General features: G+C 68.8%; 14 protein-coding genes. 7 read left to right on the plus strand and 7 right to left on the minus strand.

All coding sequences use genetic code 11. The features are described 5' to 3' along the window. Nucleotides 1-8: 8 nt before the first annotated feature. Nucleotides 9-488: a molybdenum cofactor biosynthesis protein MoaE gene (locus DFR41_RS13840; protein WP_017762205.1), complete on the minus strand. Its 480-nt coding sequence runs from the start codon at nt 486-488 to the stop codon at nt 9-11. Nucleotides 489-840: 352 nt separating this feature from the next. Here DFR41_RS13840 and DFR41_RS13845 point away from each other — a divergent pair, with 352 nt between their 5' ends. Beyond that, nucleotides 841-1,788, plus strand: a complete 948-nt coding sequence (locus DFR41_RS13845; RefSeq protein WP_211322588.1) for a dihydrodipicolinate synthase family protein — start codon at nt 841-843, stop codon at nt 1,786-1,788. 86 nt (nt 1,789-1,874) lie between these two features. Here DFR41_RS13845 and moaD read toward each other — a convergent pair whose 3' ends face one another. The 6 genes from moaD to DFR41_RS13875 are packed head-to-tail and all read right to left on the minus strand — an operon-like array spanning nt 1,875 to nt 7,986. Continuing rightward, a complete protein-coding gene (gene moaD / locus DFR41_RS13850; RefSeq protein WP_017762208.1) occupies nt 1,875-2,132 on the minus strand; it encodes a molybdopterin converting factor subunit 1 in 258 nt (85 codons plus the stop codon). Beyond that, nucleotides 2,129-3,424: a molybdopterin molybdotransferase MoeA gene (locus tag DFR41_RS13855; protein WP_170159370.1), complete on the minus strand. Its 1,296-nt coding sequence runs from the start codon at nt 3,422-3,424 to the stop codon at nt 2,129-2,131. The genes moaD and DFR41_RS13855 overlap by 4 nt, the downstream gene beginning before the upstream one ends. Further along, on the minus strand, nt 3,417-3,962 hold the full coding sequence (gene mobB / locus DFR41_RS13860) for a molybdopterin-guanine dinucleotide biosynthesis protein B (protein ID WP_114803098.1): 546 nt from the start codon (nt 3,960-3,962) through the stop codon (nt 3,417-3,419). Before mobB ends, DFR41_RS13855 begins: the two co-directional genes overlap by 8 nt. After that, nucleotides 3,959-5,377, minus strand: coding sequence for a threonine synthase (gene thrC / locus DFR41_RS13865; protein WP_114803099.1), 1,419 nt, complete (start codon nt 5,375-5,377; stop codon nt 3,959-3,961). Before thrC ends, mobB begins: the two co-directional genes overlap by 4 nt. Nucleotides 5,378-5,387: 10 nt before the next feature. After that, nucleotides 5,388-6,710 (minus strand): homoserine dehydrogenase, encoded by a 1,323-nt coding sequence (locus DFR41_RS13870; RefSeq protein ID WP_017757302.1) that lies wholly within the window; start codon nt 6,708-6,710, stop codon nt 5,388-5,390. 52 nt (nt 6,711-6,762) lie between these two features. Continuing rightward, nucleotides 6,763-7,986 carry a pyridoxal phosphate-dependent aminotransferase gene (locus DFR41_RS13875; protein ID WP_017757303.1) on the minus strand — a complete coding sequence of 408 codons (1,224 nt, stop codon included), beginning with the start codon at nt 7,984-7,986 and terminating at the stop codon, nt 6,763-6,765. 68 nt (nt 7,987-8,054) lie between these two features. Between DFR41_RS13875 and DFR41_RS13880 the strand changes: the two genes are divergently transcribed. From DFR41_RS13880 to DFR41_RS13905, 6 genes are all read left to right on the plus strand, one after another. After that, complete coding sequence (locus DFR41_RS13880) at nt 8,055-8,441, plus strand: Mth938-like domain-containing protein (protein ID WP_114803100.1); 387 nt, start codon at nt 8,055-8,057, stop codon at nt 8,439-8,441. A gap of 153 nt (nt 8,442-8,594) precedes the next feature. Next, entirely contained in the window at nt 8,595-9,071 is a 477-nt protein-coding gene (locus DFR41_RS13885) for a peroxiredoxin (RefSeq protein WP_017759323.1), read from the plus strand. Between the two features lie 193 nt (nt 9,072-9,264). Beyond that, nucleotides 9,265-11,001 carry a PhoH family protein gene (locus DFR41_RS13890; protein WP_114803101.1) on the plus strand — a complete coding sequence of 579 codons (1,737 nt, stop codon included), beginning with the start codon at nt 9,265-9,267 and terminating at the stop codon, nt 10,999-11,001. 173 nt (nt 11,002-11,174) lie between these two features. Further along, nucleotides 11,175-11,546 (plus strand): VOC family protein, encoded by a 372-nt coding sequence (locus DFR41_RS13895; RefSeq protein ID WP_114803102.1) that lies wholly within the window; start codon nt 11,175-11,177, stop codon nt 11,544-11,546. Nucleotides 11,547-11,550: 4 nt separating this feature from the next. Next, nucleotides 11,551-12,054 (plus strand): EVE domain-containing protein, encoded by a 504-nt coding sequence (locus DFR41_RS13900; protein ID WP_244917744.1) that lies wholly within the window; start codon nt 11,551-11,553, stop codon nt 12,052-12,054. A 12-nt stretch (nt 12,055-12,066) separates the two neighbouring features. Further along, the gene (locus DFR41_RS13905; protein WP_114803103.1) at nt 12,067-12,768 is read left to right on the plus strand and encodes a helix-turn-helix transcriptional regulator; all 702 of its coding nucleotides are present in this window, start codon (nt 12,067-12,069) and stop codon (nt 12,766-12,768) included. The last annotated feature ends 233 nt before the right edge of the window (nt 12,769-13,001 follow it).

The following is a 13,001-nucleotide window of genomic DNA, read 5'->3' on the forward strand; positions in this document are numbered from 1 at the left end:
CGTGGCGCTCAGGCGTTCGGCAGGTCCAGGCCCCAGCGCGACAGCGCGCGGTCGTCGCTGACGCGGGCGTCGACCCAGCGGGCGCCATCGGGCGTCGATTCCTTCTTCCAGAACGGCGCCTGGGTCTTGAGGTAGTCCATCAGGAACTCGCAGGCCTCGAAGCTCTGGCCCCGGTGGGCCGAGACCACCGCCACCATCATGATCTGGTCCGTCGGCTGCAGCGGACCGACCCGGTGCACCACCCGTGCGCCGAGGATGTCGAAGCGCCGATGCGCCTCGTCGATCATGGCCTCGATGGACGATTCGGTCATGCCGGGGTAGTGCTCCAGCTCCATGGCCGCCACAGCGGCGCCGTCGCTGTGGTCGCGCACGGTTCCGATGAAGGCGCAAACGGCGCCGACGCCGGCATTGCCCGCACGCAGCAGGGCCACCTCGGTGGACAGGTCGAAGTCCTCGGTCTGGATGCGAACGCGTGGGGCAACAGTCATGCGCGCATTCTGCCGTCGACGGCATAGCCGCCTCCGGCGCGGAGTGGATCGCCCCCCGCGCTCAACCTGTCCTCGCGCGCAAGCGGACCCGTCACCTACACTCGCTCCCCATGGCGATCCGTATCCTGCACATCCATTCCGCCCCGCATCGCGCCCGGGCGGCCGGCGTGCAGACCGCGGTCGTCGCCAAAGCCAAGAAAGTCCAGCTCATCTGACCGGAGCTGCGGCTGCCGTCGTCGGATGAGCGACACGGCAGCCTCCGGGTGGCAGCAGCCGCCCTTGCGTTTCCCCTGTTGCATGCATCCGCCGGCGGCCTCGTCGTCGGTCGAAGCCTGTTGTTCAAGGAAAACGCGTGTCCTCTTCCCCGTCCCTCCTCTCCACCGATCCGGCATCGGACGCCGTCCGCACGTCGCCGAATGTCTCGCCGAGCCGCGACTTCTCCGGCCTCTGGGTGCCGCTCGTCACGCCCTTCCGTGACGGTGCCGTGGACCATGCGGCCCTGTCAGCGCTGGCCCTGCGCCTGGCCGCCGAGCCGATCGCCGGCTTCGTGGTCTGCGGCTCGACCGGCGAAGCAGCGTCCCTGGGCGATGCGGAGCAGCAGGCCGTGCTGGCCACCATCGCCGGCGTGGCACCCGGCGTGCGTCGGGTGCTCGGCATCTCCGGCTACCACCTGGGCGACACCGCGAAGCGGCTGCGCGCACTCGTCGACGCAGAGCTGGCCGGCGTGCTGCTGCCAGCACCGCTGTACATCCGTCCTTCGCAGGCCGGCCTGCTCGACTGGTTCCAGCAGCTGGCCGATGCCAGCCCCGTGCCGGTGCTCGTCTACGACATCCCGTATCGCACGGGCAGCACGCTGGCCCGCGACACGCTGCTGGCCCTGGCCGCCCACCCGCGCATCGTCGGCATCAAGGACTGCGGCGGGGACTTCGGCAAGACCCGCGCCCTGATCGCCGACGGCCGGCTGCAGGTGCTGGCGGGCGAGGACGCCCAGATCTTCCCCACCGTCGCCGAAGGCGGCTGCGGCGCCATCGCAGCCTGCGCCCACGTGCAGACCGCACGGCTGGCCCGCGTCATCACGCTGCTGCGCCAGGGCCGGCTGCTGGAGGCCCGGGCGCTGTGGCAGCCGCTGCTGCCGCTGATCGAAGGGCTGTTCGAAGCGCCCAACCCGGCACCGATCAAGGCGCTGCTGAGCGGCCGTGGCGAGATGGCCGGTGAGCTGCGCGCACCGATGACGGACGCCGGCGCGGCGTTGACGGCGCGCCTTCTGGCGTTGGATGCGGCGCTGTCCAGCGGCGACTGAGGTCGATCAGCATCATCGGGACACGACAGCGCCGGGCCGACGACGCAGAGGGACGGCGGCAGACGCCCAGGGGGCGTTGACCGACCCTAGCCGCCTGTCACGGGCGGAAAGAAGGCGACCTCGGCGCCGTCGCGCAGCGCGGCGTCGTCCTTCGCCATCACCTGGTCCACCGCCAGCCGCACGGCGCGGCCGCGGGCCAGGGCGGCGGCATGCGGCCCACCCCGTGCGATGAGTTCGTCGCGCAGGGCGCCGAGCGTCTCGGCCTGGGTCGTGATGGCTTCTTCGCCCGTGCCCAGGGCCTCGCGGATCGAGGCGAAATAGCGGACGCGGATCGTCTTCGTCATGCCAGCCAGGCGCCGAAGGGGATGAAGCGCACCGTGTCGCCCGCGGCAATGGCCTGGCCACCGGGGTTGTCGATCACGCCGTCGCCCCACACGGTGGAGGTCAGCACGCCCGAGCCCTGGTTGGCGAAAAGTTCGAGACGACCGTCCGCGCCGATGCGCGCGCGCAGGAACTCGCGCCGCCGGTCGGGCCGCGGCCAGTCGAAGCCCGCCGTCATCTGCACCGCGGCCGGCACGGCCTGGGTGGCGCCCAGCAGCGCCATCAGGAAGGGCCGCACCAGCAGCAGGAAGGTCATGAAGCTGGAGACCGGATTGCCCGGCAGTCCGCAGACATGGCACAGCTCGATGCCGCCCTCTTCGAGCGCCGGCCGCGCAATGGTGCCGTACGCGAACGGCTTGCCCGGCTTGATGGCCAGCGCCCAGTGCTCCAGCGTGCCGAGCGACTGCACGGCGGCCTTCACATGGTCTTCCTCGCCCACCGACACGCCGCCGGTGGTGATGATCAGGTCGTTCTGCGAGGCCGCGGCGCGCAGGCCGTCGATGGTGGCCTCCAGCCGGTCGGGCACCAGCCCGAGGTCCTGCACCTCGCAGCCCATGCGCAGCAGCAGCGCGCGCAGGAAGAAGCGGTTGGAGTTGTAGATGGCGCCGGGCGGCATGGCCTCGGGCGCGATGGTGCCGGGCATGACCAGCTCGTCGCCTGTGGAGAGCATCGCCACCCGCGGCCGGCGGCGCACCGGCAGGCTGGCGAAACCGATACTGGCGGCCAAGCCCAGGGCCTGCGGCGTGAGGCGCTGGCCGGCGGCGAGCACCACGCTGCCGCGCTCGACATCCTCGCCGGCGCGGCGGATCCATTGCCCGGCCTGCGGCACGGTCGTCACGCGCACCCGGCCCAGGCTGCCCTCTTCGGGCAGAGCCTCGGTGTCTTCCTGCATGACCACGGCATCGGCACCGGGCGGGATGGGCGCGCCGGTGAACATGCGCGCCGCCGTGCCGGCCGCCAGCGGCTCGCCCGTGCTGCCGGCCGGGATGCGCTGCGCCACGCGCAGCACCGCCCTCGGAGCGGCGCAGTCGGCAGCACGCACCGCGTAGCCGTCCATGGCGCTGTTGTCCGCCGGCGGCACGGTGAGCGCCGCGACCAGATCGCGCGCCAGCACGCGGCCATCGGCGTCGAAGGTGTTGCAGTCTTCGATGCCCGCCAGCGGCTGCGCCTGGGCCATCAGCCGGGCCAGGGCGTCGTCCAGGGGCATCAGCGGGCGGCGCGCAGCTGGCGCCGGGGCAGCGGTTGCGTCAGACATGGTGCTCGGGGTGGTAGACAAAGCGTTCGCCGCTCTGCAGCAGCCACTGCGCCACGCCCGCGGCATCGTCCAGGTCGAAGACTGGCAGGCCCGTAGGTTGGGGCAGGTTGTCGGCCGTGTCGGTGGCGATGGCGCAGACGTGGTCGTCCAGCGGATACAGCGCCGGACGTGGTTCCTGGCCCGGCTCGATGCGGCGCATGACCTCGACCTTGTGCAGGTCGCAGTGCTTGAAGCCCTCGACCAGCACCCAGTCCACGCCGTCCCACAGTTCGGCCAGCAGGTGGTGCACGTCGGGCTCAGTCGGCTGCTCGAACTCGCGCATCAGCGCCATGCGCCGGTCGGAGGCGACCACCACCTCGAAGGCGCCCGCCTGGCGATGGCGCCAGCTGTCCTTGCCGGGATGGTCGATGTCGAACTTGTGGTGGGCATGCTTGATGACCGACACGCGCTGGCACTGCCCCCGCAGCTCGGCGATCACCCGCTCGACCAGGGTGGTCTTGCCCGCCCCGGAGTAGCCGGCAAAGACCACGACCTTCATGCGGCGCAGTGCTCGGCGATGTAGCGCTTGACCTGCTCGGCGTCGGCCGGCATGCGCACCACGCGCTTGGGCAGCGACTCGATGCCCTCGAACCTGGCCGGCCGGTCGGGCTCGCGGCCCAGGGCCTCGACGATGGTGGCGGCGAACTTGATGGGCAGCGCCGTCTCCAGCACGACCATCGGCACGCCGGGCTCGATGTGCTCGCGCGCCACCTTCAGGCCGTCGGCCGTGTGGGTGTCGATGAGCACGGCGAAGCGCTCGTCGGTGTCGCGGATGGTGGCCAGGCGGTCGGCATGCGTGCTGCTGCCCGAGCGGAAGCCGAAGCGGCCCGCCGCATCGGCGAAGACCGGGTCGGCGCTCAGGTCGAAGCGGCCCTCGCGCACCAGGGCGTCATGGAACAGCGCCTTGGTGCGCGCGCCGTCGCGGCCCAAGAGGTCGAACACGAAGCGCTCGAAGTTGCTGGCCTTGCTGATGTCCATGGACGGGCTGGAGGTCTCGTGCGTGTCGGCCGCACCGCGCACGCGGTAGACGCCTGTGCGGAAGAACTCGTCGAGCACGTCGTTCTCGTTGGTGGCCACCACCAGCTTGCGGATCGGCAGGCCCATCATGCGCGCCACGTGGCCGGCGCAGACGTTGCCGAAGTTGCCGGAGGGCACGGTGAAGCTCACTTCGCCGCCTTGCGGGCCGGTGGCCTCGATCCAGCCCTTGAAGTAGTAGACGACCTGGGCGAGAAGGCGCGCCCAGTTGATCGAATTGACGGTGCCGATGCGGTACTGGCGCTTGAAGGCCAGGTCGTTGCTCACCGCCTTGACGATGTCCTGGCAGTCGTCGAACACGCCGGTGATGGCGATGTTGTGGATGTTGGCGTCCTGCAGGCTGAACATCTGCGCCTGCTGGAAGGGGCTCATCCGGCCGTCGGGCGAGGTCATGAAGACGCGCACGCCCTTCTTGCCCTTCATGGCGTACTCGGCGGCGCTCCCGGTGTCGCCGCTGGTGGCGCCCAGGATGTTCAGCTGCTCACCGCGGCGACCCAGTTCGTACTCGAACAGATTGCCCAGCAGTTGCATCGCCATGTCCTTGAAGGCGAGCGTGGGGCCGTTGGACAGACCTTCGAGGTAGACACCGTCTTCCAGCTCGCGCAGCGGCGTGATGTCGGCCGTGCCGAAGACCTCTTCGGTGTACGTCTTCGCGCACAGGGCGCGCAGGTGGTCGGCCGGAATGTCGTCGATGTAGAGCGAGAGGATCTCGAAGGCCAGCTCGTGGTAGGCCAGCGTGCGCCAGCGCGCGAGCATGGCGGCATCGACCTGCGGATAGCGCTCGGGCAGGTACAGGCCGCCATCGGGGGCCAGGCCTTCGAGCAGGATCTCGCAGAACTTGCGGGGCGTCGGATCGCCTCGGGTCGAGAGGTAGTTCATCGCGGCGTCTTCAGCGCAGTTCTTCCTTGCGCAGGCGCACCACCGGGGCGAGCACCGTCGGCAAGGCCTGCAGTTCGGCGATCACGCTGTCCACGGCACCTTCGCGCGCGTCGTGCGTGAGGATGATCAGGTCGGTGTCGGTGGAGCCTTCGCCCCCCACGTCCTCGGCCTCGCGCTGCAGCACGGCGTCGATGCTGATGCCGGCCGTGGCCAGCAGGCCGGTCACCTTGGCCAGCACGCCGGCCTGGTCGGCCACGCGCAGGCGAAGGTAGTAGCTGCTGGTCACCTCGCTCATGGGCAGCACCGGCAGGTCGCTCATCGACTGCGGATGGAAGGCCAGGTAGGGCACGCGGTGCTGCACGTCGGCCGAATGCAGGCGGGTGATGTCGACCAGGTCGGCGATCACGGCGCTGGCCGTGGGCTCGCTGCCCGCGCCCTTGCCGTAGTAGAGCGTGGTACCGACGGCGTCGCCGTGCACGACCACGGCGTTCATCGCGCCCTCCACATTGGCCAGCAGGCGCTTGGTGGGCACCAGCGTGGGGTGCACGCGCAGCTCGATGCCCTTGGCCGTGCGGCGCGTCACGCCCAGCAGCTTGATGCGGTAGCCCAGCTGCTCGGCGTACTTGATGTCCTGCGCGGCCAGCTGCGTGATGCCCTCGACATAGGCCTTGTCGAACTGCACGGGCACGCCGAAGGCGATGGCGCTCATCAGCGTGAGCTTGTGGGCGGCGTCCACGCCTTCGATGTCGAAGGTGGGGTCGGCCTCGGCATAGCCCAGGCGCTGCGCCTCCTTGAGGACGGTGGCGAAGTCCAGGCCCTTGTCCCGCATCTCCGACAGGATGAAGTTGGTGGTGCCGTTGATGATGCCGGCGATCCACTCGATGCGGTTGGCCGTCAGACCTTCGCGCAGGGCCTTGATGATCGGGATGCCGCCAGCCACTGCGGCCTCGAAGGCCACCATCACGCCGCGCTGGTGGGCGGCCGCGAAGATCTCGGTGCCATGCACGGCCAGCAGCGCCTTGTTGGCCGTGACTACATGCTTGCCGGCGGCGATGGCTTCGAGCACCAGCGCCTTGGCGATGCCGTAGCCACCGATCAGCTCGATCACGATGTCGATCTCGGGATTGGCGATCACCTCGCGGGCATCGCCCACCACCTTCACGCCCTCGCCCACCACGCGACGGGCACGTTCGGTGTCGAGGTCGGCCACCATGGCGATCTCGATACCGCGGCCGGCGCGGCGGCGGATTTCTTCCTGGTTGCGGCGCAGCACCTCGAAGGTGCCGCTGCCCACGGTGCCGATGCCGAGCAGGCCGACCTGGATGGGTTTCATGGATTCAGTCGTCATAGCGGATCACTCGTCAGTCAATCGGGATGCTCGGGAATCAGGCGTGGCGCTGGCGGTAGCGCGCAAGGAAGCGTTCGATGCGGGCGATGGCCTCTCGCAGGTCGTCCTCGTGCGGCAGGAAGACGATGCGGAAGTGCTGCTGGTCGGGGAAGTTGAAACCGGTGCCCTGCACCAGCATCACGCGGGTTTCCTTGAGCAGTTCGAGGAAGAACTGCCGGTCGTCCGCGATGGGATAGACCTTGGGGTCGAGCCGCGGGAACATGTACAGCGCCGCCTGCGGCTTGACGCAGCTCACGCCGGGGATCGAGGTGATCAGGTCGTAGGCCAGGTCGCGCTGGCGGCGCAGCCGGCCGCCGGGGCCGACCAGCTCGTTGATGCTCTGGTAGCCGCCCAGCGCGGTCTGGATAGCCCACTGGCCCGGCACGTTGGAGCACAGCTTCATGTTGGCCAGCATGTTCAGGCCTTCGATGTAGTCGCTGGCGGCGCGCTTGTCGCCCGACACCACCATCCAGCCCGCGCGGTAGCCGCAGGAGCGGTAGCTCTTGGACAGCGAGTTGAAGGTCAGCGTCAGGACGTCGGTGGACAGGCTGCCCAGCGCCGTGTGCTTGACGCCGTCGTACAGCACCTTGTCGTAGACCTCGTCGGCCAGCAGCACCAGCTCGTGCTCGCGGGCGATCTCGACCAGGCCCTTGAGCAGCGCGTCGCTGTAGACCACGCCCGTCGGGTTGTTGGGGTTGATCACCACGATGCCCTTGGTGCGCGGCGTGATCTTTGCGCGGATGTCGTCCAGGTCGGGCATCCACTGGTTGGCCTCGTCGCACAGGTAGTGCACGGGCTTGCCACCGGACAGGCTGGTGACGGCGGTCCACAGCGGATAGTCGGGCGCGGGCAGCAGCAATTCGTCGCCGTCGTCCAGCAGCGCATTGGTGGCCATGGCGATCAGCTCGCTCGCGCCGTTGCCCAGGTAGATGTCCTCGAGCGTGACGCCCGCGATGCCCTGCTGCTGGGTGTAGTGCATCACCGCTTTGCGCGCGGCGAAGATGCCCTTGCTGTCGGAGTAGCCCGCCGACGCCGGCAGGTGGCGGATCATGTCCTGCTGCACCTCTTCGGGCGCATCGAAGCCGAAGGGCGCGAGGTTGCCGATGTTCAGCTTGATGATCTTCTGGCCCTCTTCCTCCATCTGCTTGGCCGCGTCCATGATGGGACCGCGGATGTCGTACAGCACATGGGCCAGCTTGGCCGATTTCTTGATCGCTTTCAAAGTCCCTCCGAGGGGCGCCGCCAAAAGGGGAAACCTACAATTGGAACACAGATGAAAGCCCCCTCCCGATGAAGCTCCAGCCCGACAAACACGACGTCCAGACCGTCACCGCGACGGGGCCTGGGTGGGTGGCCATCAATGGCCAGCGGGTGGATGCGAGCGTGGTCGTCGGCTCGCGCAACGAGCGTTTCGACTGGCCCTGCAACCGGTTCGAGGCGCTGACGCCCGCGCACTTCGCACAGCTGGCCGAGTTGAAGGCGGAGGTGGTGATCTTCGGCAGCGGGGAGCGGATCCGTTTTCCCAAGCCTGCATGGCTTGCCCCGTTGATCGCGGCGGGTACCGGGGTGGAGACCATGGACACTGCTGCCGCCTGCCGCACCTACAACATCCTGGCCGGCGAAGGGCGCCATGTGGTCGCCGCCCTCCTTTTGGAAGCACGGACGGCTATCCGCTGATTGGCAATCGGGATAAAATCGGCGGTTGCAGACCGGACCGCGTTCCCTCGAAGAATTTGCACATGCTTGCGTCGTGGAACGCAACCACGTTGCATCAAGGGATCCCGGTTTCGCGTCATTTCTCGGGAACCCAGAGCGGAGATTACAAGTTTCATGGCGATCGTTGTCAACAAACCCATTCCCGAATTCGATGCCAGCGCCACCGGCGGAATCAAGGTCTCGAACACGTCCCACCTCGGTCAGACCGTCGTGCTGTACTTCTACCCCAAGGACAACACGCCTGGCTGCACCACCGAGGCCATGCAGTTCCGCGATCACTACAAGGATTTCGTGAAGGCTGGCGCGGTGGTCTTCGGGGTGTCGCGCGACAACATGAAGTCCCATGACGAGTTCAAGGCCAAGCTCGAGCTGCCCTTCGAACTGATCGCCGACACCGAAGAAAAGATGTGCCACATGTTCGGCGTGGTCAAGAACAAGATCATGTACGGCAAGAAGGTCAAGGGCATCGAGCGCAGCACCTTCCTGATCGGCCCCGACGGCGTGCTCAAGGCCGAATGGCGCGGACTCAAGGTACCCGGCCATGTGGACGAGGTCCTCAAGGAAGTCAAGGCGCTCAAGAAGGCCGCCTGACGCCCTGGTGGCGTTCATCGCCAAGCGGCGCTGTCCGTCACGAGAGGGAGCCCAGTCGGTGTGCATAATGGCCCCATGCCGTTGAGCCCGACGACAGCATCCCCCGAAAGAAGCCGCCCTGGTCTCCAGGCGGCTTTTTCGTTTTTCGGCCCCTGCGCCTTTGCGCGCGACTTTTCAGCGAGCCTGTTCCTCCATGCCCCTGCCCCCCGCCCCGACCAAGCGTGCAGCCCTGCTTTCGCCGGAAGCGCTCGACGCACCGGCGCGCGCCGCCCCCAAGGCGCGCCGTACTTCGGCTGAACGGCAGACGGACGCGCGGAAAGAATCCCCCACGCTGTTCGACGACCGCCAGTTGCCCGATGCAGGCGGTGCCTCGCCAGCCGTGGCGCTCGCGCCCGTCGCGGCGCCGATCACGGCCCGCCAGGCGGAGCCCGTCGTCGCCCCGCTGCCCCCGGCACCCCTCGCCAGCCGTGCCGCCGAGGAGCCGGCCCCGGATCGCCGCAAGCGCAGCGTGAAGAAGACCGGCCCCAAGCGCCTGTTCGTGCTCGACACCAACGTGCTGCTGCACGACCCGACCTGCCTGTTCCGCTTCGAGGAACACGACATCTACCTGCCGATGATCGTGCTGGAAGAACTGGACGGCCACAAGAAGGGCACGACCGAAGTCGCGCGCAACGGCCGCCAGGCCAGCCGCACGCTCGACGCCCTGGCGGGCGCGCAGGGCGCCGACATGGGCGAAGGGCTGAAGCTCGACACCACCGGCCACAAGGAAGCGGGTGGCCGGCTGTTCTTCCAGACCCAGCCGCTCGATTACCAGTTGCCGACCAGCCTGCCGCAGGGCAAGGCGGACAACCAGATCCTGGGTGTGGTGCAGGCGCTGCGCGCACTGCACGAAAAGAACAAGGGCGCGGACCGGCGCGAGGTGGTGCTGGTGTCCAAGGACATCAACATGCGCGTCAAGGCGCGCGCCCTGGGCCTCGCCGCCGACGACTACCAGAACGACAAGGCGCTCGAGGACGGCGACCTGCTGTATTCGGGCTCGCTCGCGCTGCCGCCCGACTTCTGGACGCGCCAGAGCAAGGCAGTGGAAAGCTGGCAGTCGGGCAGCAGCACCTTCTACCGCGTCACCGGCCCGATGGTGCCCAGCCTGTACATCAACCAGTTCGTCTACTTCGAAGCCCCCGGCGAGCCGAGCATGTACGCCCGCGTGACCGAGGTGCGCGACAAGACGGCGGTGCTCAAGACGCTGAAGGACTACAGCTCGGGCAAGAACGCTGTCTGGGGCGTGACCACGCGCAACCGCGAGCAGAACTTCGCCATGAACCTGCTCATGGACCCGGACATCGACTTCGTCACCCTGACCGGCACGGCAGGCACGGGCAAGACGCTGATGGCCCTGGCCTCGGGCCTGACGCAGGTGCTCGACGACCGGCGCTACACCGAGATCATCATGACCCGCGCCACCGTGAGCGTGGGCGAGGACATCGGCTTCCTGCCCGGCACCGAGGAAGAGAAGATGGGCCCCTGGATGGGCGCGCTGGACGACAACCTGGAGTTCCTGGCCAAGGGCGACAACGGCGGCGCCGGCGAATGGGGACGCGCGGCCACCAATGAACTGATCCGCTCCAAGATCAAGATCAAGAGCATGAACTTCATGCGCGGCCGCACCTTCCTCAACAAGTACGTGATCATCGACGAGGCGCAGAACCTGACGCCCAAGCAGATGAAGACGCTGATCACCCGCGCCGGCCCGGGCACCAAGATCATCTGCATGGGCAACCTGGCGCAGATCGACACGCCCTACCTCACCGAAGGCTCCTCGGGCCTCACCTTCGCGGTCGACCGCTTCAAGGGTTGGCCGCACAGCGGCCACATCACGCTGGCGCGCGGCGAGCGCTCGCGGCTGGCCGACTTCGCCAGCGACGTGCTCTGACGCGGCCGTAGACGCTCGCATCGCCGTCAGCCCGGGCCGCCGCCAGGCCGCGCGGGCTTTTTCTTGGGCGATCGAAGGCCGAATGCGGACTGCCGCCGCCTCCTGACAACACGCTGTCAGGAGGCCCGGCGCAGCATCACGCTCCTGTTCATCACCACCGGAAGGAGCTTTCCATGCGCAACGCCAATACCTGGTTCGAGATCCCCGTCACCGACCTTGCTGCTGCCCAGCGCTTCTACGAACGCATGCTCGACCGCGCGATGCGCGGCACCGAGGACGTGGGCGGCGACATCATGGCCGTGTTCGACCACGACAAGCCCGGCGCCGGCGGCTGCCTGGTGCGCCGCGAGGGCCACCGCCCGGCCGAGGGGGGCACCGTCGTCTACCTCGACTGCGAGCCGGGCGTGCAGGGGGCCCTCGACCGTGCCGTGGCCGCCGGCGGCGAGGTCGTCGCGCCGCGCACCCTCATCGCGCCCGGCATCGGCTATTTCGCCCTGGTGCGCGATCCCGAGGGCAATGTGGTCGGCCTGCATGCCCTGGACTGACGCCATGCCGCCCCCACCTTTCGGCCTGCTCATGCCGCCGTGCAGCGCGTCCGCCCGGCCGGCCCGCCACTGGATCGCCGTGGCCAGTGCCGAACATGCCCGCCTGGGCCGCGATCACCGGCCCGCCGGCTTCATGCAGGTGTGCCATGGCCGCGTCGCGCCGCTGCGGCGCCTGGCGGCGGGCGACTGCGTGGCCTACTACGCGCCATCCGAGCGCTTCGGCACGCGCGACCGGCTGCAGGCTTTCGTCTCGGTGGGCACGGTGGCGCCGTCGGCCCCGTACCAGGCCGACATGGGCGCCGGCTTCGTGCCCTGGCGGCGCGACATGCACTACGCCGAGGCCTGCGAGGTGCCCATCGCCGGCGTGATGGACGAACTGGACTTCACGCGCGACCGCCGCGGATGGGGCTATAAGCTGCGCTTCGGCCTGTTCGAGATCAGCGCAGACGACATGCGCCGCATCGCTGACGCCATGCAGGCCCGCCTTCCCATCGCCGATGCAGCCTGATCCGTTTGCCCCATGCGCCGTGCCGACCGCCTGTTCCAGATCGTCCAGCTGATCCGCGGCCGTCGGCTGACCACCGCCGCCTTCCTGGCCGGGCGGCTGGAGGTTTCCGAGCGCACCGTCTACCGCGACATCGCCGACCTGCAGCGCCAAGGTGTGCCGCTCGAGGGCGAAGCCGGCATCGGCTACCGGCTGGGCCGGGGTTTCGACCTGCCGCCGCTGATGTTCACACAGGACGAGGCCCGGGCGCTGGTGGCGGCGGCACGGCTGGCGCAAAGCTGGGTCGATCCGGCGCTGGGCGACAACATCGACGGCGCGCTGGGCAAGATCCTGTCGGTGCTGCCGCCAACGGCGCGCGCGGCCGCCGAGTCGCTGGCGCTGTACGCGCCCGCCATTGCCCTGGACGACGTGACCCGCGTCCACTTGCGCACCCTGCGCGAGGCAGTGCAGGCGCGCCGCAAGCTCTGGCTCGACTATCGCGACGAGGGCGGCAAGCCCAGCGAGCGCCAGGTACGTCCGCTGGGCTGCTTCTATTGGGGCAAGGTCTGGACGCTGGCCGCCTGGTGCGAGCTGAGGCAGGACTTCCGCGCCTTCCGCATGGACCGGATCCGCGATGCGCGGATGCTGGAGGAAGGCTTCAGGGACGAGCCCGGTCGCACACTGGCCGACCTGCGCCGCCGGATCGAAGCCAACTGCGCGGACGACCGCAGCATCTGAGCGGCCGAGCGGCGACGCTCAAGACATAGAGCATGCCGATTGCCACGACGGCACGCTACACATGCAGCATCGGGCGCGCCTCCAGCCACGCCGGCTCCCGCCGTGGCGCATTTACCAGCGGGTCGGCGGTCGCTCCTACTCTCAAGAAACAGAACTGAAGACAGCTGACTTCATGCAGCGGCCTCCACGGGGTGGATCTGGAAGCCCAGCGCAGCGGCGCGGCGCTTGAGGGC

This window comes from Pseudacidovorax intermedius (assembly GCF_003350475.1).
In the GTDB taxonomy this organism is placed as follows: domain Bacteria; phylum Pseudomonadota; class Gammaproteobacteria; order Burkholderiales; family Burkholderiaceae_C; genus Xenophilus; species Xenophilus intermedius.